The 24,192-nt window shown below is 43.6% G+C and carries 24 protein-coding genes; 3 read left to right on the plus strand and 21 right to left on the minus strand.

The annotated features are described in order from the left end of the window. Window positions 1-4: 4 nt before the first annotated feature. From hydE to cdaA, 7 genes are all read right to left on the minus strand, one after another. Window positions 5-1,045, minus strand: a complete 1,041-nt coding sequence (hydE, locus tag A3KS_RS0102655; RefSeq protein ID WP_026393588.1) for a [FeFe] hydrogenase H-cluster radical SAM maturase HydE — start codon at window positions 1,043-1,045, stop codon at window positions 5-7. Further along, window positions 1,038-1,316 carry a TM1266 family iron-only hydrogenase system putative regulator gene (locus A3KS_RS0102660; protein WP_026393589.1) on the minus strand — a complete coding sequence of 93 codons (279 nt, stop codon included), beginning with the start codon at window positions 1,314-1,316 and terminating at the stop codon, window positions 1,038-1,040. The genes hydE and A3KS_RS0102660 overlap by 8 nt, the downstream gene beginning before the upstream one ends. A 715-nt stretch (window positions 1,317-2,031) precedes the next feature. Further along, window positions 2,032-3,273: a DUF1015 domain-containing protein gene (locus A3KS_RS0102665; protein WP_026393590.1), complete on the minus strand. Its 1,242-nt coding sequence runs from the start codon at window positions 3,271-3,273 to the stop codon at window positions 2,032-2,034. 69 nt (window positions 3,274-3,342) lie between these two features. After that, window positions 3,343-4,512: a phosphoglycerate dehydrogenase gene (locus A3KS_RS0102670; protein WP_026393591.1), complete on the minus strand. Its 1,170-nt coding sequence runs from the start codon at window positions 4,510-4,512 to the stop codon at window positions 3,343-3,345. A 29-nt stretch (window positions 4,513-4,541) separates the two neighbouring features. After that, the gene (gene serC, locus A3KS_RS0102675) at window positions 4,542-5,630 is read right to left on the minus strand and encodes a 3-phosphoserine/phosphohydroxythreonine transaminase (RefSeq protein ID WP_026393592.1); all 1,089 of its coding nucleotides are present in this window, start codon (window positions 5,628-5,630) and stop codon (window positions 4,542-4,544) included. Window positions 5,631-5,774: 144 nt separating this feature from the next. Then, window positions 5,775-6,989 carry a CdaR family protein gene (locus A3KS_RS0102680; protein WP_051355610.1) on the minus strand — a complete coding sequence of 405 codons (1,215 nt, stop codon included), beginning with the start codon at window positions 6,987-6,989 and terminating at the stop codon, window positions 5,775-5,777. After that, the gene (cdaA, locus tag A3KS_RS0102685; protein WP_035355016.1) at window positions 6,976-7,824 is read right to left on the minus strand and encodes a diadenylate cyclase CdaA; all 849 of its coding nucleotides are present in this window, start codon (window positions 7,822-7,824) and stop codon (window positions 6,976-6,978) included. The genes A3KS_RS0102680 and cdaA overlap by 14 nt, the downstream gene beginning before the upstream one ends. 194 nt (window positions 7,825-8,018) lie before the next feature. Here cdaA and A3KS_RS0102690 point away from each other — a divergent pair, with 194 nt between their 5' ends. Continuing rightward, window positions 8,019-8,450, plus strand: a complete 432-nt coding sequence (locus A3KS_RS0102690) for a CBS domain-containing protein (protein ID WP_026393595.1) — start codon at window positions 8,019-8,021, stop codon at window positions 8,448-8,450. A 114-nt stretch (window positions 8,451-8,564) separates the two neighbouring features. On the opposite strand, the gene A3KS_RS0102695 is transcribed toward A3KS_RS0102690, so the two are convergent. Both A3KS_RS0102695 and A3KS_RS0102700 read right to left on the minus strand, forming a co-directional pair. Further along, complete coding sequence (locus A3KS_RS0102695; protein WP_084504859.1) at window positions 8,565-11,183, minus strand: MrcB family domain-containing protein; 2,619 nt, start codon at window positions 11,181-11,183, stop codon at window positions 8,565-8,567. Window positions 11,184-11,200: 17 nt separating this feature from the next. After that, entirely contained in the window at window positions 11,201-11,794 is a 594-nt protein-coding gene (locus A3KS_RS0102700) for a secondary thiamine-phosphate synthase enzyme YjbQ (protein WP_026393597.1), read from the minus strand. A 227-nt stretch (window positions 11,795-12,021) separates the two neighbouring features. Here A3KS_RS0102700 and A3KS_RS0102705 point away from each other — a divergent pair, with 227 nt between their 5' ends. Continuing rightward, complete coding sequence (locus A3KS_RS0102705; protein ID WP_026393598.1) at window positions 12,022-12,861, plus strand: putative ABC transporter permease; 840 nt, start codon at window positions 12,022-12,024, stop codon at window positions 12,859-12,861. Between the two features lie 77 nt (window positions 12,862-12,938). After that, on the plus strand, window positions 12,939-13,787 hold the full coding sequence (locus A3KS_RS0102710; RefSeq protein WP_026393599.1) for an Mbeg1-like protein: 849 nt from the start codon (window positions 12,939-12,941) through the stop codon (window positions 13,785-13,787). Between the two features lie 79 nt (window positions 13,788-13,866). On the opposite strand, the gene A3KS_RS0102715 is transcribed toward A3KS_RS0102710, so the two are convergent. From A3KS_RS0102715 to rpsD, 12 genes are all read right to left on the minus strand, one after another. Further along, window positions 13,867-15,078 (minus strand): AI-2E family transporter, encoded by a 1,212-nt coding sequence (locus A3KS_RS0102715; RefSeq protein WP_051355611.1) that lies wholly within the window; start codon window positions 15,076-15,078, stop codon window positions 13,867-13,869. Between the two features lie 139 nt (window positions 15,079-15,217). After that, a complete protein-coding gene (locus A3KS_RS0102720; protein ID WP_026393601.1) occupies window positions 15,218-15,559 on the minus strand; it encodes a hypothetical protein in 342 nt (113 codons plus the stop codon). Window positions 15,560-15,852: 293 nt separating this feature from the next. Continuing rightward, the gene (typA, locus tag A3KS_RS0102725) at window positions 15,853-17,667 is read right to left on the minus strand and encodes a translational GTPase TypA (protein ID WP_026393602.1); all 1,815 of its coding nucleotides are present in this window, start codon (window positions 17,665-17,667) and stop codon (window positions 15,853-15,855) included. Window positions 17,668-17,754: 87 nt separating this feature from the next. Further along, on the minus strand, window positions 17,755-18,147 hold the full coding sequence (gene rpsI, locus A3KS_RS0102730; protein WP_026393603.1) for a 30S ribosomal protein S9: 393 nt from the start codon (window positions 18,145-18,147) through the stop codon (window positions 17,755-17,757). 23 nt (window positions 18,148-18,170) lie between these two features. After that, window positions 18,171-18,608 carry a 50S ribosomal protein L13 gene (gene rplM, locus A3KS_RS0102735; RefSeq protein WP_035355020.1) on the minus strand — a complete coding sequence of 146 codons (438 nt, stop codon included), beginning with the start codon at window positions 18,606-18,608 and terminating at the stop codon, window positions 18,171-18,173. Between the two features lie 204 nt (window positions 18,609-18,812). Continuing rightward, window positions 18,813-19,547, minus strand: a complete 735-nt coding sequence (gene truA, locus A3KS_RS0102740; protein ID WP_026393605.1) for a tRNA pseudouridine(38-40) synthase TruA — start codon at window positions 19,545-19,547, stop codon at window positions 18,813-18,815. A 14-nt stretch (window positions 19,548-19,561) separates the two neighbouring features. Then, window positions 19,562-20,383, minus strand: coding sequence for an energy-coupling factor transporter transmembrane component T family protein (locus A3KS_RS0102745; RefSeq protein WP_026393606.1), 822 nt, complete (start codon window positions 20,381-20,383; stop codon window positions 19,562-19,564). A 4-nt stretch (window positions 20,384-20,387) separates the two neighbouring features. Beyond that, window positions 20,388-21,242, minus strand: coding sequence for an energy-coupling factor transporter ATPase (locus A3KS_RS0102750; RefSeq protein WP_026393607.1), 855 nt, complete (start codon window positions 21,240-21,242; stop codon window positions 20,388-20,390). Beyond that, window positions 21,233-22,078, minus strand: coding sequence for an energy-coupling factor transporter ATPase (locus tag A3KS_RS0102755; RefSeq protein ID WP_035355023.1), 846 nt, complete (start codon window positions 22,076-22,078; stop codon window positions 21,233-21,235). The genes A3KS_RS0102750 and A3KS_RS0102755 overlap by 10 nt, the downstream gene beginning before the upstream one ends. Window positions 22,079-22,180: 102 nt before the next feature. Beyond that, window positions 22,181-22,522, minus strand: a complete 342-nt coding sequence (gene rplQ, locus A3KS_RS0102760) for a 50S ribosomal protein L17 (RefSeq protein ID WP_026393609.1) — start codon at window positions 22,520-22,522, stop codon at window positions 22,181-22,183. Window positions 22,523-22,526: 4 nt separating this feature from the next. Beyond that, the gene (locus tag A3KS_RS0102765; RefSeq protein WP_026393610.1) at window positions 22,527-23,486 is read right to left on the minus strand and encodes a DNA-directed RNA polymerase subunit alpha; all 960 of its coding nucleotides are present in this window, start codon (window positions 23,484-23,486) and stop codon (window positions 22,527-22,529) included. Window positions 23,487-23,557: 71 nt separating this feature from the next. After that, window positions 23,558-24,187 (minus strand): 30S ribosomal protein S4, encoded by a 630-nt coding sequence (gene rpsD, locus A3KS_RS0102770; RefSeq protein ID WP_026393611.1) that lies wholly within the window; start codon window positions 24,185-24,187, stop codon window positions 23,558-23,560. Between the last annotated feature and the right edge of the window lie 5 nt (window positions 24,188-24,192).

The following is a 24,192-nucleotide window of genomic DNA, read 5'->3' on the forward strand; positions in this document are numbered from 1 at the left end:
AATTTTATTTTTGGGGGTAATCGCCCCGGTGGGTTAAAATTTCGTAGCCAATTCCTTCCATCCGCTTGCTTAAGCAAACCCGGCATTCAGCCGCTTCGTCGCCCGTACAGATTTTATTGTCGTAAAGACTGTAATCTTTTCGCACCGATACCGGAGACAGATTCGGCATGACCACATTGGCCCCGGCCAGGATTCCCAATTCCCGACCATTAGGATCAATCGTTCCCAGCGCCGTGGTGGCCGGAATCAAGGCCTTAGGCAGCATCAACCGCAGGATTGAAATAAGCAACAGGGTTTCTTCCAGGGTGCCGGCTTCAGCATCCTTATAAGGGGTGTGCTGATGGGGGATAAAGGGACCGATGCCGATCATCTGGGGGTTTAGTTCTTTGATAAAGACCAGGTCCGCAACCAGATTTTCCACCGTCTGATGGGGTGATCCGACCATAAAGCCAGTGCCGACCTGAAAGCCGATTTCTTTGAGATTCCGGAGACATTCGGTTCGATTTTCCAGCAATAGCTCGCGGGGATGAAGTTTTTGATAGTGCTCGGCGGTGGCGGTCTCGTGGCGGAGTAAATAACGGTTGGCACCGGCGGCAAAAAATGCTTCATAAACAGCGCGGGGCCGCTCCCCCAACGACAGGGTGATGGCACAGTCGTTGTAGCCAGCTCTGATTTTTCCGATCAGTTCAACCATCATTTGATCTGAAAAATCTGGATCTTCGCCGCCCTGCAGGACAAAGGTGCGAAATCCTAAATCATATCCGATGGCACAACAATCAAGGATTTCCTGCTCGCTTAAGCGATAGCGATGGGCCTGTTCGTTGCCGCAGCGGATGCCGCAATAATAGCAGTCATTTTTGCAATAATTACTGAATTCGATCAGTCCCCGGACATAAACCCCCTTGCCAAAGGTTTCTCCGGCCACTCTTTGGGCCCGTTTTGAAAGATCCGCCCGTAATTCGGGAGTGTTGTTTTCCAGCAGCCATTTGAACTCGTCTTTTTCCAGAAACTGCTCATTCTCCAGCTTTTCAGTTATTTCATTCATTGTTATCATCTGCGTCTTCACCTTTGGGCAATTTTGAATAAACCGTTTTAATATTCACGCCGTCAATCATTCCCAGCTTCCCAGACAGGGAGCTGATAATATTGGTGGATGCATCGACAACCACACTGATCACTGAAACGTTGCGTTGATGATAAGGGATTCCCATTCGTCCGACGATATGTTCGCCATAATCATGCAGCACCTTGTTCAGTTTTTCCACCGCTTCTTTTTTTTCCACCACAATTGCTATGAGTCCAATTCTTTTTTCCATCTTAAGCTCCTCGTTCACCTTCTTTTAAACCAGCTACCCTTAGCCAAAAATCAACCTTAATTCCGCTGCGCTTCATTTCGGTCGCGGACAGTCGCCAACTGCAAGCGAGCTTGCGATTGGCTCGTTGCCTTAACGAAACCTCAATTCCGCTGCGCTTCATTTCGGTCGCGGGCAGTCGCCAACTGCAAGCGAGCTTGCGATTGGCTCGTTGCCTAACGAAACCTCAATTCCGCTGCGCTTCATTTCGGTCGCGGGCAGTCGCCAACTGCAAGCAAGCTTGCGATTGGCTCGTTGCCTTAACGCGAAAAATCCCTGTACCGCGATGGCACAGGGAAAAATACGCAAATAGCCAAACCATTTATAAAAAATGATATGGGTGAATGACACATGATTCTCTCGCCTTTCCATTAGGGACGAACCCGGATGGCATCAGTACGATAGCTTTGTTCCTTATTTCGATAAATGCTTATCGATGCTTGTTAATTGTCCAGTTCGCTGTCAGAATCAGAGGCTTCGTCATCTTTCAGTTCACTGTTGTTGAAAAGGATATCATATAATTCATCATGCTTCAATGATAATCAGAGGGAAATTTTTGTCTTTTTATTCGCTCCGACAACAGTCTACCGAAAAATAAAGGACAATCCTCTGTCCCGCGGGTTTCAGAAGCTTATCCGAAACCCGATGATCCAGGCATTGTCCTTTTCTTTTTTGCTTACTACAGATTATGAATAAACAATCCGCTTCTTAATTTTGGTTCAAACCAGGTCGATTTTGGCGGCATTACCATACCGGCATCAGCAATGTTCATCAGCTCTTCAATCGCGGTGGGATACATCGAAATCGCCAATACCATATCTTCGTTGACCCGTCGCTCCAGTTCTTTTAAGCCCCGGATGCCACCAACAAAGTCGATCCGTTTATCAGTGCGGATATCGCCGATGCCCAGAATCGGGATCAGGATATTGTTTTGCAGAATCGCCACGTCCAGTGAATTAACCGGATCAGCGGGATCATAAACCCCTTCTTTGACAGTCAGCAGATACCACTTGCCATCGACATATAGGCCAAAACTGCCTTTGTGTGGCGGGGTCACTGGTTCTTTGTCCTTAGGTGTTACCTCAAATTTTTCGGTTAGCGCCGTTAAGAGTTCTTCAACACTGAGACCGTTGAGATCCTTGACAACCCGGTTATAGTCCATGATATACAACTGTTCATCGGGAAATAATACCGACAGGAAGTAGTTAAATTCCTCTTCGCCGGTATAATTAGGGTTTGCTTCCCGACGCATCAGGCCAACCTTGACAGCTGAAGCCGAACGGTGGTGTCCATCGGCGATGTACAAACTTTCAACATGGCCGAATTTTTCAACTAAATCATTAATCACAGCCTCATCGTCAACCACCCAGGCCCGGTGAGTTATCCCGTCTTCGGCGACAAAATCATAAACGGGATCATGGGCTTGACGCCAGCCATCCACCATCGCATTGATTTCATCCTGAGCCCGATAGGTCAGAAAAATCGGTCCAGTATTGGCATTGCAGGCGTCGACATGTTTAATCCGGTCCTCTTCTTTATCAGCTCGGGTCAGCTCATGCTTTTTGATGGTATTATCGAGATACTCATCAATGGCGGTACAGACAACCAGTCCGACCTGGCTGCGGCCATCCATGATCAGCTCATAAATATATAAGCAATCTTTAGTATCCTGAGTCAAGGCATTTCGATGAAACAGTTTTTCGAGATTTTTTCTGGCCGTTTCATAAACAAAGGGATCATTGATTTTAGTACGCGGGTCCAGCGTCGTTTCCGGTCGGTCAACCCGTAAAAAAGAATCCAGTTTACCCCGGGCCGCTATTGCTGCTTCTTCCCGGTTATAGACATCATAGGGCAGGGCCGCCACATCCTGAGCTTTTTCAGGAACCGGACGAACCGCTTTAAAGGGTTTGATTGTTGCCATTTTTTTCCTCCTGTTTTTAATAAAGAAGTGGCTTCGGATTAACGAAGACCACTTCTTGGGATGGTTTACTTATTTTAAAATACGGACCCGGGTGACGCCTTTGATGCCTTTTAAAGCAGTCTTCACGTCTTCACCGACATTGCTGTCAACGTCGATCATGGTGTAGGCCCAAGCGCCTCTGTTTTTGTTGGTCATCACCGCGATATTGAGATCGTGGTCAGCCAGAATTTTGGTGATCTGTCCCAACATGTTTGGCACATTGGCGTGGTTCACGGTAATTCGGTTTTCGGCTTCGCAAACACCCATATTGCAGTCCGGATAATTGACAGAATTAATAATATTTCCATTTTCCAGATATTCTTTTAACGAATGAATGGCCATTTCAGCGCAGTTTTCTTCACTTTCTGGGGTTGAGGCACCAAGATGAGGAATATTGATTACATTTTTCATTTTCAACAAGCGTTCATTTGGGAAATCGGTAATATAGGTTGCAATGGTGCCTTCTTCAATGGCATTTTCCAAAGCATCATAATTAACCAGTCCGCCCCGGGCAAAGTTAAGTAATCGCAGCCCTTCTTTGGTATCTTTTAACAGATCGGCATTGACGTAATCCTTGGTTTCATCCATATAAGGAATATGTAGAGAAATGTAGTCGCAGTTTTTAAAAATTTCTTCTTTGCTGACGGCACGTCTGACTTTCCGGCTTAATCCCCAGGCATTGTCGATGGAAATAAAGGGGTCAAAGCCATAAACCTTCATCCCAAAATCCACAGCCATATTGGCAACCAGCACCCCAATGGCACCTAAACCAATAACGCCCATTTTTTTGCCATAAAGTTCCGGGCCACCAAAAGCGCCCTTACCCTTTTCAACCAGCGCGGGGACTTCATCACCCTTATCAGCCAGTGTACTTGACCACTGGATCCCATCAACCACCTTACGTGAAGAGATGAGCATCCCAGCGATTACCAGTTCTTTTACCGCATTGGCATTGGCACCAGGCGAGTTGCAGACAACAATGCCCTGTTCGGAACATTTATCCAGGGGAATGTTATTAACCCCGGCACCAGCCCGGCCCACAAATTTAACTGACTCGGGAATATCCATATCATGCATTTTATAGCTTCGCAGCAAAATCGCATCGGGATTTTCCGGCTGATCTAAAACCGTATAATTTTCACCTAATAATTTTAACCCTTTTTTAGAAATATTATTGAGAGTCTGAACTTTATAATTCAATGTCGTATTTCCTTTCTTAGCAAAAACGCCTAGGCGTTTTCCTTTTCAAATTTCTGCATGAAATCAATGAGGGTATCAATACCCGCCATTGGCATGGCATTGTAAATGCTGGCCCGCATTCCGCCAACGCTACGATGACCTTTAAGGTTTTCCATTCCGGCTTTTTTGCTTTCTTTAACGAATAGCGCATCTAATTCGTCAGATCCGGTAATAAAAGGTACATTCATAAGTGATCGGTCTTCCGGCACAACGGTCCCTTTATAAAGCTTACTGTTATCAATAAAATCATACAGTTTTTGAGCCTTTTCTTTGTTGACTGCTTCCATTCCGGCAACGCCGCCGTTTGCTTTAACCCATTCAAAAACAAGTTTGCAAATATAAATGCTGTAGCATGGTGGCGTATTGTAGCAAGAATCGTTATCGGCATGGATTTTATAATCCAGCATCGTTGGGGTGAAATCTTTGGCATGACCCAGTAAGTCTTTGCGAATGATCACTGCCGTTACACCAGCAGGTCCCATGTTTTTCTGAGCACCGGCATAAATCAGACCAAATTTAGATACATCATATACTTCTGATAAGATATTAGAAGACATATCCCCAACTAAAGGCACATTTCCGGTATCAGGAATATTTTCAGGTTTAAATCGTGTTCCGTAAATGGTGTTATTAACGCAAATATGGAAGAAATCAGCATCGGGTGTAAAATCCTTAGGATCCACCTTGGGGATGTAGGAAAAGGTTTGATCCTGGGATGATGCAATAACCTTTGCTTCTCCATAACGGGCTGACTCTTGATAAGCCTTTTTTGCCCAACTGCCGGTAATCATAAAATCGGCTTTATTGGTTTTTGAATAAAGATTCAATGGAATCATGGCAAACTGAGTTGATGCTCCACCTTGTAAAAACAGAATCTCATAATTATCTGGGACATTCATCAGTTCTCGGTAAAGATTTTTTGCGGCTTGCAGAATATCGTCAAAATAGGATGATCGATGACTCATCTCCATCACGGACATGCCGGCATCTCCATAGGATACCATTTCAGACCCAGCTTTTTCCAGGACTTCTAGTGGTAAACAAGATGGTCCAGCTGAAAAATTATAAACTCTTTTCACTTTTAATTTCCTCCTTAAAATAGTGTTTTTGGTGTGAATGTAATTCTCTGAAAAAATTACTTCCTGCTATTATATGTTAAATTATTGTCAAATGCAAGATTTTGTATTAAATTTTATGTAAATTTTATTGTTCATTCAAATTTTCTATTCAATTATTACTGTTGTTTTTGCCGGGGTGATCGATTTGACCAAAGACTGCGATAAATTGGTCTGAATCGGCAATTCATATTCCCCCGGGGGTAAATTGGCACAATCAACAAAAGCCTCAATCTGAGACGCATTTAAACTGTTTAAAATGCTGCTGGCGCCTTCCAGTTTAACCACCACCCGGGCATCTTTGACTTTGGCCGCCACCAGACCGGTACCCAGATTTTTGGTGCTTACCTTATCAATGGTAAAGCTTTTTTCCACCGGACTTTCAATGGAAACCGTCACCTTGACTTTTCCGCCATCATCGAGGAAATAACAGCCCACTGGCGGTGTCAGATTGATGTCTTTAGTGAATGTTTTCGACTGTCCCGATACATCAATAGGATCCATGGGGATCGTCTCGATCGAATTCAGTAATGCTTCATTAGCGCCAACTAGTACCTTGGAGGGTTCAACTTGTACGCCGGTGACAATATAGCCGTTAGCCGGACTCCCGGTTGTTGACGGAATAATTCCAATCGATTTCGTTTTCCCAAGGACGATCTCAGTTTTAACGACGTTTGGTAATATCTCCAAATCCGTAATCGGGTCACCGGTAGCATCATAAGCTGCAACCTCCAGATGCCGGGTCGTATCCGATTCCAGACCGCTCACATCTGCCGTTGCAGTAATTTTATCAATCCGGGCGATAGACGCTTCCGGTCCTTCCACTTCGACCTGCTCCAGTGATTCGGCTGAAATCACCGATAAATCATTGGCCGGTTTTCCTTCCAATAAGATAACCACATCCAGGTTTTCTTTAATAATATTGTCCACTTCAATTGAGAGACTGGTGGGATTCATACTACTGATAATAACTGAGTTGGCCAGTCCCTTAACTTCCACATCCAGGTGATAGGTTCCCTTAGCTTCAATATCGCTGAGATCAACTTCAGCAGTAACTTCTTTCATATTAACATTTCTGAGGTTTTTATCGGTACCCTTAACCTGTAAATTAAGATAATAATTCTTATCATCTGCCAGAACGAGGTTTTTTTCGGTTAGCGATTCGACCTTATTCAAGGTTATTGGGATACTGTTAAAATCTTGGGTGATCAGCATATCAGCGTTTCCATTGACCATAAACCAGAGAGTAATTGCAATGCCAACTGATGCCAGGATTCGAAATAATCGTTCGCGCAGAGAAATCTTTTTTTTATTTGCTGCCATCTATTCTCCCCCAGAGTTTGTTAATCCAACCGCTGTCGATATTGCCGTCCTCGCTGACTGTATAGCTCTCCAGAATAATTTGTTTGAGAACCTCGATGATAATGTCCTGAAACAAGGTGCCTTTGGACGCATAGGATATTTGCCCGGTTTCTTCGGATACAATAATCACCAGCGCATCAGATTTTTCAGTCATTCCCAATCCCGCCCGATGCCGGGTTCCCAATTCACTGCTTAAATCGCGGTTGTCAGAAAGGGGCAGTAAACAACCTGCCGCACGAATTTGTCGGGACCACAGCTTGATAATCACGGCGCCATCATGGAGGGGCCGATTGGGGGTGAAAATATTTTCCAGCAATTCACTACTGATATCCGAATCCAGCTCCGTCCCGGTTTGGACAATATTATTGAGTCCGGTATCTTTTTCCAGCACAATCAGCGCACCAGTCCGTTCGCAAGATAGTTTACTGACCGCTTTGATAATTTTGTCAACATCGTCTTCCAGAAAATCCATTGAGGGCTTCTTCATTATCTCTTTAAAAATCCGGTTGTTTCCCAATTGTTCCAAAGCGGAACGAAATTCCGGCTGAAATACCACCACAATGAAAATAAACGCCCAGGTAAAGGCGCTGGTGATAATCAGATTCAGGGTAGTAAAACCCAGCCATGCACTGATGGGCGATAAAAAAAGCAAGACAATCAAGCCTTTAAAAACCTGTTCGGCCTGGGTTCCCCGAATCCACATCAATAGCCGGTAGACAATAAAAGAAATAATGACTATCTCAATGATACTGGCGACGGTGATTCTTGATTGAATATATAACAAAAACTCTTCCATTTTAGTTCCCTCATTCATTCGTTAATGTTAATTATACACTAACAAGGCCGTTTCGTGAAAGATAAATTGGATTTTTTCATAATATTATAGGCGACATTAAGAAATTCCTTAAGGGAGATTTGTGAAATTCATGCTAAAATAAATTCTAAATTGAAACCTTCCAATCTTTTATGAAGAATAAGGAGATCATTTGTATGAAAAACCACCTGTTTTATTTATTACCCAAAAGCGAAACCGTCTTTTTGACCAATACTGATTCATTTAATCAAGCTTACAATATGTTTGTTATTACCAATTATACGGCTCTCCCGGTAATTAATAAGAAAGGGCAATACGTGGGAACCATCTGTGAGGGAGACCTGCTCCGGGTTTTGTCACTGAGTCTCACCCATCCGGAAATTGATTTAGGGTCTTTTGAAATCAAAGATATCGATTTTAAGATCAATCTGGAGGTGGCCCGAATCAATGAAAGCTATGAACATTTGGTGGAACTGGCCGTCAAACAGAACTTCATTCCGCTCGTTGATGACCAGGGTATTTTTATCGGCATTCTCCGCCGCCAGGAACTGATCAAAGAACTGATCAATTTTTTATCAGACAAAGTTGCTGAACAGGAAGCCGGTTGAGTATCCGATTCAAGCCATTATTAAAGCCAATTAATTGGTCTTATTTCACAGCATCTCCCGGTCAAATCATACGGACTGGGAGATGCTGGCATAAGCCTGAATTAATTGGCTTTTTTAGTTACTGCCCTTCTGATATTTACTTTTTAATTGTTTTAAGAGCACTTGTCCGCTGCGGGGACAGGGAATTGCTGCGGCTTTCAGCAACGCTTCATAGCGACTGATAAAGCTCCTTAAGGGCTGATTAAGATAGTTTTCCCGCAGACCTTCATCAAGCAAAAAAGACGCCAGGGCCTGATAAACTTCGGCGCCAGTTTTTTCATCACCGGCCAACACTGGAAAAATTCGTTGCAGAATGGCCAGATCAATAACCTCCAGTTCGCTGAACAAACCCTCAGCACCGCTGTTGATCCCAAAGGCCAGGATTTCATTTTTGCCCCGATATCCCATCGGACAGTCATGGTCAATTAACAACTGTTGTACCCCGTTGAGCAAATGCATCAGGCGCTCGAGAATTTCCGGCAGACCCTTAGCCTGGCTGTGGATTTTAAACTGGCTGTTTTCCCAGTCACTGTTGCCGACAGGACTGCCGTAGTCGGGAAAAACTCCAATTTCTACCACTGGCATTGAGATCACGTTACCGCTGTCAATGACCCGGGCCGGGACAGGAAAATGACCCGGGCCTTCATTGATGGTGGTGATAATATAAAGGTTGTCCGGAAAATTCAAACTGCCGTACTCCCGGAATGCTGTGATATCGGCACCAAAATCTTCCCGGTTTAAAAAGGGCTCCTTGCTGCCATTGATTCCTTCCAGCAACAGCCGCAGGTAATCTGCGGCCGGAGACTGGTCCATTTCGTCCAGCAGCAAAAAATGGGGTTTATCCGGATATTCTTTGGCGGCCTTTAATATCAGCATCAGGGGTCCGGGAATAAAGTGGCCGCGACTGTCCAGATGCCCCATCAAATGGGTATCGTTCTCCCAATTTTTCCCCACCAGCAGTCGCTTAAAGCGACCGTTTTCCGGACTGGCACCGATTGCTTCGGCAAAGAGCCGGGGAAAGCTTGTTTTACCGCTACCCACCCGACCTCTAATCATCACAAATGGTTTTGATTTTATGGACAGGTAATAGGCTTTAATTAATTCGGCCGGATAGTAATAGCCCTTGTTTCCCATTTTTGCCTGAACCAATTGGAGGTCGGGGGTGAGATAATCATTCTTAACCGGATAGCGGCTAAATGATTGTGTTAAAAGATTTTGTGCTTCCGCTGCGGATTTAAGATGGTTCGCTTCCGTAGCTGTTTCTGTCATTTCAGCCTGGAATTGGGGGGGTAGTTTCTGCTCTTCATGGGCATGCATTTCCGTTTCGAGCTGTTGACGATTGAAATCCCTTAGTTCTTCCGGGACGGATTCAACGTCCTCCAAATTTTTGTTTTTTTCTTCATTGGTATTTCCGCTTCCCATGGTTACCGCCGGGTCGGAGCTTTCCGGATTCAAAACCGCCGATTGATCTCTAGCATTTTTATCGCTGCGCGAAGTTTCTTTGCTCGGGTTTTCTTCAATTTGACTTTCTTCAACACGATTATCAAAGACAACCGTCACAGTTTCTGCTGGTACCGAATCCTGTTGTTCCGCAACCAGTTCCTGAACAGAAATTTCCGGTGTTTCCGGAATTTCGGCCACCGCATCATTTTCGATCCGAGAATCCACTTCTTTAATAATTGCTTCAATTGGTTCACCGCTGACCGCTGCTTTATCAGTCATCTGATCCTGAGCGATGCAACATTCATACATTTTTCGGAAATCTTCAAATTCAGCTGCCAGTACGGCATCTGCAGGCATCTCCGTTTCGGTATACTCCCGATAGCAGACAATCCCTGCTACCAGGCTGGCATTGGCCAGCAAAACCTCTTTGTGGTTGGTCTGGTAGTTTCCGGTCGCGATTTTTTTTCGATATGCAGCGGCTTTTTCCGAAAGACTTCTGATCCCAACCCCTTCTTCCCCATAGACGATGGCCAAATAAAGCTTACGGCTGTCCATAGCCAGAATATAAGCCAGATAAAGATCTTCATTATTAATGCTCTGACTTTCTTTATCCAGCACTTTAACCCAGGGGATTTCGGCCCATTGGCTGTCTCCGGCAAAGCCCAGTACCTTATAATGTCCAGATCGGATGCTGTCAAAGCTTTCAATCACCTTCGGGATCTCTTCGTTGATCACATCTTTAAAGGAAAAGCGAAAGTCTCTGGGATAATAATTGGGATAACCGGTAATCCATTTTACCAATAGCTCCTGGAGTCCGGCAGCTGGTGGGATGGCCGCCATGAGCGGGGCGCTTTTTTGCACTTCGCCCTGATTATCCTCATCATTTTCCATCATTAACCGCAGACTGAAAACATCGTTGGCTTTTGCCATTTCCAGCCTTGGCGTTTTCGCGACTTCAGGATTTCCACCAAACCAGGATTCATAATCCGGAAAGGCTTCTCCCAGCTTGCGAATCAGGACCTTGCTCCATTTCAGTTTGGCATTACCGCCTTCTGTTTCCAGATACGAAGGATATTCCCGATTCTGATAAATAATTGCCAGTCGTTCTCCGGCACTGCCAAAAAAACTGATCAGTTCTTTTGGAATAATCATCTCCGTGTTAACGAAGTCAGATAATTCTGTTGTTTTGATAATTCGATCCGATCCTAATAATTCCCAGCTCATTGCTACTGCCTTTCTCTGTTCGCTCATTTTTTTGCGTAAGTTTTCTATTCTTCGCTCTCTGCGCTATTCTCGCTGGTGGTTGTGTCTTTGTTTTCAGCTTCCAGCTTCTGACGCTGCTCTTCCCGCAAACGCCACTCATTTCGCATTTCTTCTTTTATCTGTTCCTGTTCATCCTCATAAGCTTTCCGCTTTTCAAAAATCAAAGCCAATTCTTCCGGCATCGACGCTTCCTCGTTTTCGGCCAAGATAGTCCCTAAACTGCTAATGAAATATTGACGCTCACCCGGTCCCTGAAATTCAACAAAATAAATACTCTGATTTTTGTCCAGCATCAAGGTCCCATTGGTCACCATCACCTGGAGTGACGGTCCAAATATCGTTGCCTTGACGCAGGAGGTGGTCCATCCGGTAAACTTCATGCCGTCATACTTGGGCATCAGGTGGTTCAGCTTATCAAAAAACTCGCGTTGCAGCCGCCAGTCATCATTGATTGAAATGATCACTGCGGCGGTTCGCTCGGGAATTTGAATCTGCACAAAGCCATCTTTTAACCGGGACTGGTCGAGATACTCCCGGACACTTTCGGTAATATCAATAAGTTGTTCACTGTTTGTTATCTCAATCTTATTCGTTTTCATTTACGCTCCCTATTTTGTTGATTAGTTCGTTGCCTGGTCATGATTTTGGGTATATCATTTATTATAAACGATCCGATTTGAAAAAACAAAAACATATCCATCCATGTTGGATAAATATTTGCCGTGTAAACCAGTTGCAAAAATTAATTTAATAAACGATTTATCTATGAGACAATAAAATGATATGTTAAAATGATCCAAAGTTTTTAATTTGAAAGGAATCCTTTATGTATTATAATCTGAGTCTGCTATTTATTTATTTTTTTCTTTATGCAATCATCGGTTGGATGTGCGAAGTGGTGTACTGCTCCATCCCGGAAAAAAAATTTATTAACCGGGGCTTCTTAAACGGCCCCTATTGTCCCATTTATGGAGTCGGTGCGTTGATTATTATCATGTTCTTAATGCCCTATGTCAGTGATCCAATCCTGGTCTTTTTCATCGGGATTATTCTCACCAGCACCCTGGAGTATGTCACCAGCTGGGGGATGGAAAAACTATTTCATGCCAAATGGTGGGACTACTCCGACCACAAATTTAATATCAATGGCCGGGTCTGTCTGCTTAATTCATTTCTCTTTGGGCTGTTGTGTGTGGTGCTGATGTATGTGGTTCATCCGATTGTCTATGATCTGGTTAACAGTTTTTCGTCGTTCTGGATCCAGGTTATTGCCACTGTTGCAGCAGTATTTTTCCTCAGCGATCTAGTCGAATCGACCCGCGAAACAGTTTCCTTTAATAAAAAACTCAGCAGCGTTTACGAAGCAACCACCGAACTTAAGGATAATTTAAAAGAAAAGGGCATTACTACCGCTCACGAAGTTACTGCCAGAGTCCGGGATCTGAAGGATGGCAAGCTTTCCGAAGCTAAAGATTCTGCCCACCACTTAATTGTTTCACTGACCAATCGCATCAACGAAACCAAATTCATCAACCGTTATTCTCATCGCCGGATTATGAGTGCTTTCCCCAAGATGGCCCATCAAGATCACCAGAGTTCCCTGGAACTCTATAAGGCCTATATGGAAAAAAACAAGTCGGCTAAAACGGAGCACGATGTAAAATAATTTTGTCGGTATCTATAAGCATTTTATGGGTATTTTCTTAAACCACTAACAAATTTCTTGCCAAGGAGGTAAGAGCGATGTTGTATCATAGCGAACTTAATCTGCTCAGTCAGCTCGCGGCCCTGGATCTTCCCGTTGAACCTGGTCTGCTACCAGAATATACGGTGGGTGAAATGGTAACCGCGCTGCTGCAAAATGTCAAAGCGCTGCAGGGCGATTGCGCCATGTCCGCCTCCGAGTGGGATAAATCTCTGCATCTGATGATGGATAATCCCAGGCTCACCGCCCTGAAGGTTCTGGCCTATACAAACCAGCCGGATAATGGCCTGGTGGCCTATTGTTTTTCTGATGTCATCCCCGACTGCGGAATCATCGCTTTTCGGGGCACGACCGGTATCGGCTGGGTTGACAATATCAAGGGCGGCTTTTTAACCGATACGCCGCAACAATTAAAAGCCCTGGAATTTTTCCATACCGTTGATGCGGCCTTCACTTTTAAGGAGTATACCTTAACTGGACATTCCAAGGGCGGTAATAACAGTCAATACATTACCGTCGTTGATGGCAATAAAATCAATCGCTGTGTCACCTTTAACAGTCAGGGGTTTTCGGCCGAATTCATTCGCAAATATGCCCCCACGATCAGCGCGAACCAGAGCAAAATAATCGCCTATGAATCCGCCTGGGATGTGGTCAACATTCTGTTAAACAGTATTGCCGGAAAACGGGTTGTCGTCGGCGGCGACTCCAAACTTCCTCACCATAACCATCCGCCCAACCGCTTGCTGGATCCCCGCGGTGAGATCCGCAAACTGGATATGCGACATCCTTTTTATATCGGTTTCCAGAATTTTACGATGAGTTTAACGCTGATGGCCTCGAAAGCCAAACAACAGTTGGAAAAGACCAAAACAACTAAAAAATAAAAGCTAAAAAGCGTCCTTTAGAAATTGAACCAATTGGTCAATCCTCTAAAGGACGCTTTTTATAGACCCGACCTTTTGCTTAGGCCAGTTCTTCCTGTTCGGCTGTCATTTTTTCAATCCGTTCATTGGTAATTTTTCTGAAGACGGCATAGAATACTGCAAAGGACGGAATCCCCAGAATAATTCCCATGAAGCCAAACAGGCTGCCACCGATAATCATCCCGACCAGTACCCATAAACCAGATAAGCCAATCGATCCGCCCACGACTCGCGGATAAATCACATTACTTTCAAACTGCTGCAGCGCAATAATATAAACGACAAAGATCAGACAGTAAATCGGGTTCACCACCAGCAAAATAAAACCACTGGGGACGGCCCCCAAAAAGGCGCCGAAGACCGGAATTACGCTGGTCATGCCAACTAGAACCCCAATCAGCAAGGCATAGGGGATCTGTAAGATGGCCAGGCCAACGGTGCATAAGAATCCCAGAATAAAAGCTTCAGTTATTTGTCCAGCAATAAAGCCATGAAATACCTGGTTGGCAGTGGTGCTGACATCTTGAATAAAATCAGCGCGATCTTTTCTGACATAGGCATAGATCAGTTTATCCTTGAGAGCTAATAAATTCTCTTTGTCCGCCAGCAGATAAATGGAAATGACAATCCCCATGATCACATTAAAGAAACCAACGGTGATATTTTTTGTGGCATTGAAGATTTCTGGAACTGAGCTCAGTAAAAGACTACCAAACTGCTCCATCAGCGTATCCCATTCGATAGTAATATCGCTCCATAATGTTTCCGGCAGATTGAAGAACGCCAGAACATCGTCAACCAGAGAATTAAAGGAGTCGACATAACCCGGTAATTTTATCATCAGGGTATCAATGCTTTCACTCACCTGAGGAATGACAAAGGTTATCAATCCAGCCAGAATGCCGATCACAAAGATGAATGTCAGGGTAATAGCAATCATCCGTTTACCCTTGTTGATATCGCGATTTTTTTTGCTTTTGAACCGTCTTGCTTTATTTTTGAAACGATTCATAAAACCCAAAAAGTGTGTCTCAATAAACGACATCGGGATGTTTAAGATAAAAGCAACTCCCAGACCGATCAGCACCGGCGTAATAATATTCACAAAAAGTCCCAGATATCCGACCAGATACTTTAAATTCAGAAGGGCTACCAGTAAACAGATTCCAAAGGTAATTAAGAAGAAAAAGTTTTTGAAGTTCTTGTCACTCATATCTTGATTTCTATTTTTCCCGTCATTGTTGTTTTCCACAAGTTCACCGCCTTTTCATATTTTTGCTATTATAGCACAAGGCTATCGGATTCCGCTTAATTTTTTGTTTACCAAGTAAAAAGCATCGCCTGGTTGAGCAATGCTTTTTAAATATCTATTATAATGTATGAAGAACGACTTAATAGGACTTGATCAAGGTGATCCCACCAATAAAAGGAAGTGGTTTAGCTTCAAGCTGAATTACATTAATGATCCCATAAATGGCAAAACCAACAAACGCCAGAGGTACCGCACTAAAAAGAATGGTGGACAAGATCCAGCCGATAACGGGTATCACTCCAATAATTATTCCAGCCACGGTCAAAGCCAGCCAAGCTAGAAACAGCACCACACCCTGATTGGTATGGTATCGGGCAAATTGATTATCACTTGCTGCGAATAAGGGAATCAGAAAAATAATGTAGGCAAAAATAGCCATAATTTTGCCTTCTTCAGCTTCTTGCTTGTCAATATCAATCATATTCGTTTAACCTCCTGTTTAAGATCAGATCGGCAATTGAGGACACCATGATTTTTTACCTCAGTTCAGCAATTACTTGTATTTACTACATGATATCACACTAAAAGTTTAACGGTCAATTATTATTTTTTGTACCGGCATTGATATCGCCCACTTTTGTCATTTACACACGCAACCACGATTCCGCTTAGCTTCATCTTTGGTTCGCGAGCAGTCGCCAACTGCAAGCGAGCTTGCGATTGGCTCGTTACCTTCGCGCAAAAAAGGAACGCTGTTTAGGCGTTCCTTGATTTTTAGCGGGAGCTACGTTTTCGTTCCAGTTCGCCCAGGACTTTCTTGCGAATCCGGATATCGGTTGGTGTCAGTTCCACCAACTCATCGTCAGTAATAAATTCGATCGCTTGTTCTAACGTCATAATTCTTGGTTCGACCAATTTTAAGGCCTCATCGGTTCCTGAAGAACGAACATTGGTCATTTTTTTATTCTTAGTCGGATTAACCGTCATATCGTCACTACGATTATTGATTCCAATAATCATGCCTTCATAGACTTTCGTTCCGGCTCTAACCAGCATTTCACCACGATCACTTAAATTAAACAATGAATAGGCCATTGTTTCACCAGCAAACTGGGAAATAAGAACCCCATTGAGACGTTGGGGAATATCACCTTTATGCTCTTCAAAAGCGGAAAATCGTCGAACCATCGTTCCTTCACCATGGGTATCATTAATAAATTCACTTTGATAGCCCAGTAATCCCCGGGTCGGTACAAAAAATTCCATTTTTGTCCAGTTTTCGTCGGTGTACATGCTTTCCATGCGACCTTTTCGGATGTTGAGTTTTGAAATAACCGCACCCGAATATTTTTCCGGTACTGATACAATAACCAGTTCAACCGGTTCCATCAATTTATTATTCTCATCCCGGTGCATGATAACTTCCGGTTTCGAAACCGCTACTTCATAACCTTCGCGACGCATGTTTTCCAGCAGGATCGACAAATGAAGCTCACCACGGCCGGAAACCTTGAAACCGTCAGTGGTATCTTCCAGTTCTTCGACTAACAGACCGACGTTGACTTCCAGTTCTTTTTCCAACCGGGCCCGGATATGTCGGGTGGTCACAAATTTTCCGGAATCGCCAGCAAAAGGTGACTTGTTGACCAGAAAATTCATCGACAGGGTTGGTTGTTCAATCTCTATCAGTTCCATTGGTTGAACCTGATTGATCTCACCAATGGTTTCCCCGATGGATATATCCGGGATGCCCGAAATAACGACGATATCTCCGGCTTTTGCTTCTTTGACCTCGACTCGTGCTAAGCCTCGGTAAACAAATACCTGGTTAATTTTTTCCTTTTTAAAGCTGCCGTCGGTTTTGCAGATTTCGATTTGTTCCCCGGCATGGATGGTTCCGGAATAGACCTTTCCAATTCCCAGACGACCGATATAATCGTCATAGGCCAGTGAAGAAACCTGCATCTGCAGGGGTTCAAGACTCAGATCATCCTGTAGGCCAACATGTTCAACAATGGTTTCAAACAAAGGCGCTAAATTGACGCCTTCATCATCCATATCTCGAATGGCAATACCTTCTTTGGCAATCCCATAAAGAACCGGAAAATCCAACTGTTTGTCATTGGCTTTGAGTTCGACAAATAAATCAAATACCATATCAACAACTTCTTCAGCACGCTGATCTTTTTTATCGATTTTATTAATGAAAAGAATCGGATTCAAACCTTTTTCCAGCGACTTATTCAGGACAAAACGGGTTTGCGGCATCGGTCCTTCACTGGAGTCGACCAACAAAACAACCGTATCAACCGTCTTCAGGATTCGTTCAACCTCTGAAGAAAAATCGGCATGGCCGGGGGTATCGACAATATTAATTTTGATGTCTTTGTACATAATGGAACAGTTTTTTGAGTATATGGTGATTCCGCGTTCTCGTTCAAGGTCATTGCTGTCCATTACGCAGTCCACGACCTCCTGATTTTCTCTAAAAACATTGCTTTGTCCTAAAAGGGCATCTACCAGAGTAGATTTTCCGGCATCGACATGGGCGATGACTGCAATGTTGATAATGGGTTGTTTGTTATTCATAAATTCCTGCTTTCTTAATTTTATATTGCATAGCACTGAAAAGTCCTGCAACATTGAATGTCGCAGGACCTTGTAAAAAGTCTGATATTAACGTTTTGAAAACTGTGGTGCACGACGGGCTTTTTTGAGACCGTATTTTTTTCTTTCAACCATACGTGAATCTCGAGTTAAGTATCCGGCACGTTTCAGTGCAGGTCGCAGGTTGATGTCTGCTTCAAGCAGGGCACGGGAAATCCCATGTCGGATTGCTCCAGCCTGTCCGGTAAAACCGCCACCGTGGACATTGACAATCACGTCAAATGTATTTAGTGTATCAGTTAATGTTAATGGTTGTCTTGCGATAACCTTTAAGGTTTCCATTCCGAAAAATTCATCAATATCACGTCCATTAATGGTGAATTTTCCACTCCCTGGTAATAATCGAACTCGGGCAACCGAGGTTTTTCTTCGTCCAGTTCCAAAATATTGTACTTTAGCCATTCTCTATTTCCTCCTTCTCAGCATTAAAATTCGTAAACTTCAGGCAATTGTGCAGCGTGTGGATGTTCGTTGCCAGCATAAACTTTAAGTTTAGTCGCAATTTTATCCCCTAATTTGTTATGTGGGATCATACCCTTCACTGCTTTGAAAACCAAAAGTTCTGGTTTTTCAGCTAAGAATTTTCGGTAGGTCATTTCTTTTAACCCACCGCAATATCCAGAATATGTTTTGTATAATTTTTGATCCAGCTTGTTTCCGGTTAACACAATCTTATCGGCATTAATGATAATAACAAAATCACCGCAATCCATATGTGGTGAAAAGATTGGTTTGTTTTTTCCTCGTAAAATATTTGCAACTTCTGTAGCCAGTCGTCCTAATACCTTACCTTCAGCATCAATCACATACCATTTACGGTCTATTTCATGAGATTTGGCCATTATTGTGGCATTCGCATTCATCTCAAAAGTCCTCCTCAGTTAATAATTTCTTTTATTTTTTATCTATTGGCTCTCCGATAAGTGGGAGTTATCGAAAATCGTTTTTTATCGTATCGGGGCTAGTGATACATTAACGTCCATCGTTAATTCTATAGCATCTTCCCGGGTGTGTCAAGTTATTTATGCCATTGACTTGCATTATTCTTAATAATATTTAATGATATTTTAATAGTAAACTTCCTTTAAGTAAAGACCATGAGCTGGAGCGGTAATTCCAGCCTTACTGCGATCTTTGCCTTCTATGATTGTTTTGATCGCCTGGGGTTTTAAGCGACCATAGCCGACTTCATAGAGAGTACCAGCCATAATCCTGACCATATTGTACAAAAAACCATTTCCGGTGAAGGTTATTTCCCAAAGGTCGCCGTTATTACTAAATGAAATTTCGGTAATGGTCCGCACGGTTGTTTTAATCGAGCTACCACTGGCCATAAACGCCGTAAAGTCATGCTCACCTAAAAAACTGGTAGCCGCTTCTTCCATCACCTTCCAGTCCAAGGTCCGGGGCACATAAAATGCCAAATCTGCCAAAAATGGGCTGGCTACCGGACTGGCCAGCATTTTATAGAGGTAACTTTTACCTCGGGCCTGGTAGCGGCTGTGAAAGTCCAGCTGGCACTCCCGGCTGGAAATTACCCGTATGTCTGCTGGAAGCCGGGTATTCAGGGCCCGGTACCAACCCTCTGGTGGGATTGTCGAAGCGGTAAAAAAATTGGCGCTCTGTCCCAACGCGTGAACTCCGGCATCGGTCCGGCCTGACCCGGTCAGGTTGACTGATTCACCGGTGAGTTCCTTGATCGCCCGGATGATGACTTCCTGAATGGTCACACCATTTGGCTGAATCTGCCAACCACAATAATTAGTGCCCCGATAACTGATGATCAGCTGTATATTTTTCATTCTGAATCTGGCCTTTATACTGGGAACACTAGTGGAATTTGAATCATCGTCGTCAGGTAAAGACCCACAATCATCATCACCATCAACACCAGGCTGGCACCATCCCGGAATTCAAAACTTAATTGTTTCATCCGGGTTCTGTTTTCACCACCCCGGTAGCAACGGGCTTCCATAGCGGTGGCTAACTCGTCAGCCCGGCGAAAGGCGGATATAAACAGGGGAATCAGAATCGGGATCAGGTTCTTGGCCCGGGAAATGATGTTCCCGGTTTCAAAATTTGCCCCCCGGGCTTTTTGAGCCTTCATAATTCGCTCGGTTTCTTCCATCAATGTCGGGATGAAACGCAACGCAATCGACATCATCATCGCCAATTCATGGGCATATCGCCTGACAAAGGGAATATAGCGCATGCACCACTCCATCCCATCCGTTAAATCAATGGGCGAGGTGGTCAAGGTCATAATGCTGGTACCAATCACCAGAAAGATCAGACGGAGCGCCATATAGGTTGCTACTTTCAAACCTTCCAGCGTAACTGTCAGTGGACCCAAGGTCGCCACTACGGTTCCTGGGGTCATAAACAGGTTTAGGACCACCGTCAGCATGATAATCAGGACTAGACCTTTAATTCCCCGGATAATGTAGCCCACCGGGATTTTAGATAACAGGGTGATCGTTGCCAGGATTAAAAATGTGGCAAGATAACCCCACAGGTTATTCAAAAAAAACAACATCACAACAAATGCTGTGGTAAACAGTATCTTCGTTCGCGGGTCCAGTTTGTGAATCACCGACCCAGTTGGATAATACTGGCCAATCGTAACATCTTTTAACATTTTATTATCCTCTTATGACTTTGAGAATTTCTTTTTTGGCTGCTTCCACCGTAAAAACATCTTCTCTAATTTCTGGATACTTTTCTTTCAGCCGCCGCATCAGATAGGTTACCTCTGGTACCGCTAGGCCAATGCTCTCCAGGGTGGAAATTTCCGTAAACACACGATTGGGCGTATCGAAAAAAACAACTTCCCCTTCATTCATAACCAGAATTTTGTCGACCATTTTTCCGATGTCTTCCATACTATGGGACACCAGAATCACGGTTATTTGTTTCTGACTATGCAATAATTTGATCTGGGCCAGTATTTCTTCCCGACCCCGGGGATCCAGACCAGCAGTTGGCTCGTCGAGGATCAGCACCGAAGGCTCCATCGCTAAAACACCGGCAATGGCCACCCGTCGCATCTGCCCGCCCGATAGTTCAAAAGGGGATTTATCTTTGATCGCGTCAAAATCAAGACCAACCATTTTGATCGATTGTCTGACCCGCTGGTCAATTTCTTCCTCATTGAGACCCTGATTTTTGGGGCCAAAGGCGACGTCCTTTTGGACGGTTTCTTCAAACAACTGGTGTTCCGGATATTGAAAAACCAGACCGATATGGTGTCTGAGAGCGATCAATTCGGCTTTCTTAGTTTCAAAGATATCTTTTCCATCTACTATAACTGTTCCTGATGAGGGGGTCAATAATCCATTAAGATGCTGAATCAGCGTCGACTTACCCGAACCGGTGTGTCCGATAATGCCAATAAAGCTACCGTCTTCGATGGTAATGTTGATATCCTTGAGGGCTTTGAATTCAAAGGGTGAACCTTCCGAATAGGTATGGGAAAGATTTTTTATTTCTACTGACATAAGGCATTCACCATTTCCTCAATGCTCAAAACATCATCGGCTATTTTAAGTCCTTCTTTACGCAGCTCATAAGCCAGCTCTGTCATTTGGGGTACATCCAGACCGATCTCTTTGAGTCGTTTTACCTGTCTGAAGATCGTCCGCGGTTCCCCTTCCATGACAACCTTGCCTTTGTCCAAAACAATAATCCGATCCGCTGCCACAATTTCTTCCATAAAATGGGTGATGTGAATAACGGTCATGTCTTTATCCCGGTTAAGCCGTTTGATGGTTTCCATGACTTCCCGTCGCCCCGATGGGTCCAGCATCGCTGTGGGTTCATCAAAAATGATACATTCTGGTTCCATCGCCAGTATACCGGCAATGGCAATTCGCTGCTTTTGTCCCCCGGATAATTGATGCGGTTTTTGATGTGCGTAGGCCTGCATTTCAACAACCGCCAAGGCCCGATCAACTCGTTCTCGAATTTCCTGCGGCGGTACGCCGAGGTTTTCCGGCCCGAAAGCCACATCTTCTTCGACGATGGTCGCAACCAGCTGATTATCAGGGTTTTGAAATACCATCCCGGCGGTCTGACGGATCGTCCATAAGTTTTCTTGATCCTTCGTGTTAAGACCACTAACAATCACATCGCCCTGAGTCGGAAATATGATTGCATTCAGCAATTTGGAAAGGGTGGATTTGCCTGAACCATTATGTCCGATGATTCCGACAAATTCACCTTTTTCAATATGTAAACTGACTCCGTCCAGTGCGACGACTGACTCGTTCTCGTTATTATGAGGATACGTGAAATAAACATTCCGCACATCGATCATTCTATTTTTACTTTCCATTGTCACTTGTTATCACCTTCTTTGGTGTTAATTAATTAACTTTATAATACAAGAAAGGGATTAAGCGTAAATAACATCTTAATCCCCTGTATGCATCTTAAATTATACTAATTCAATTATAGCCATTTCTGCGCCGTCGCCACGACGTGGTCCCACCCGATAAATTCGAGTGTAGCCACCGTTTCGTTCAGTATATTTAGGTGCTATTTCGTCAAACAATTGTTTTACCACTGCTTCTTGAGTGATATAAGAAATTGCCTGTCTTCTGGCATGTAAGTCGCCTCTTTTACCTAAAGTGACCATTTTATCTGCTATTCTTTTAACTTCCTTCGCTCTGGTTACGGTTGTTTCAATTTTACCGTGTTCTAAAAGGGCAGTGGTAAGATTACGCAGTAATGCTCTTCTTTGATCAGAGGGACGGCCTAGTTTTCGATATCCCGCCATAGTGTTACTCCTTTGCCTTTTCTTCTTCTTGACTCAAGGACAATCCAATTTCTGCTAGTTTGTGCTTGATTTCATTAAGAGATTTGCGACCGAGGTTACGAACTTTAATCATGTCCTCTTCGCTTCGTTGTGTTAATTTTTCAACTGTGTCGATATTCGCTCGTCGTAAGCAGTTACTGGATCTTACAGAAAGTTCCAATTCTTCAATCGACATTTCGCGAATGCGTTCTTTTTCACTTTCTTCTTTTTCTACCATGATTTCCACCGTGGTGGCATGCTCGGTTAAATTAATGAACAGGTTGAGATGTTCACTCAAAACCTTGGCTGCTAAAGAAAGTGCTTCTTCCGGGGTTGTTGTTCCATCTGTCCAGATATCAATAGTTAATTTATCAAAGTCAGTAATTTGACCGACCCGAGTGTTTTCCACTAAAAAATTAACTTTGATAATCGGTGAGAAGATTGAATCCATTGGAATGGTTCCAATCGGCATGCCCGGATATTTATTTTTATCTGCCGCTACATAACCACGGCCCTTTTCGATGCGCATTTCCATATTTAAGGTTGATCCCTTAGATAAGGTGGCAATGTGCATGTCCGGGTTAAGGATGTCGACGTCAGAGTCAGCGATGATATCACCAGCAGTGATTTCACCTTCTTCTGAAGCTTCAATGTAAATAACTTTAGGCTCATCGGTGTAGATTTCCGCCGCCAGCCCTTTGAGATTCAGGAGGATTTCGATAACATCCTCTTTTACCCCGGGAATGGTTGAGAATTCGTGCAAGACGCCTTCAATTTTTACTGATGTGACTGCCACGCCCGGTAGGGATGACAGCATTATTCGTCTCAGACTGTTACCAAGGGTGGTTCCATATCCCCGTTCTAAAGGTTCAATGACAAACCGCCCGTAGGTATCGTCGTCTTTCTTATCAACAATTTCGATGACTGGTTTCTCGAATTCGATCATTTATCAGACCCTCCTACTTATTTATAATCCATACATTAACATGAGGGTTAATTGGTTCCCGAACATGTAGCCTATTTAGAATACAATTCAACAATAAGATGTTCAGCAATTTCGACATCTAAGTCTTCTACTGCCGGTCTGCCAATGACTTTTCCTGATAGTGTTTCAACATCTTTAGACAACCATGGTGCAACGGTTCTATTTTCAGTCACTTCTAAAATGTCTTTGAATTTCTGAGATTTTTTACTTTTTGGTCGAACTTCAATCACATCGCCATCTTTCATAATGTAAGAGGGAATGTTGAGTTTTTTGCCGTTGATCAGGAAATGTTCATGATCGACCAGCTGACGGGCTTCTTTACGGGAAGTTGCCAAACCAAGGCGATAAACAACATTATCCAAACGTGACTCTAAATGAATTAACAGGTTGTGACCAGTAATTCCTTTTTGCTTTTCAGCAATTTCAAAGTAACCACGGAATTGTTTTTCAAGTACACCGTAAATACGTTTTGCTTTTTGTTTTTCTCGTAATTGCAGACCGTATTCAGATAATTTGGTTCTTCTTTTACCATGTTGGCCTGGTGGTGTTGGACGTCTTTCGAACGCGCATTTATTTGTTGAATAACAACGTTCTCCCTTCAGGTACAATTTTGTACCTTCACGTCTACATTGTCGGCATGATGCTTCTATATTTCTTGACATAATTT

The sequence above is a fragment of the Acetobacterium malicum subsp. dehalogenans DSM 11527 genome, assembly GCF_000472665.1.
Classification (GTDB): domain Bacteria; phylum Bacillota; class Clostridia; order Eubacteriales; family Eubacteriaceae; genus Acetobacterium; species Acetobacterium malicum.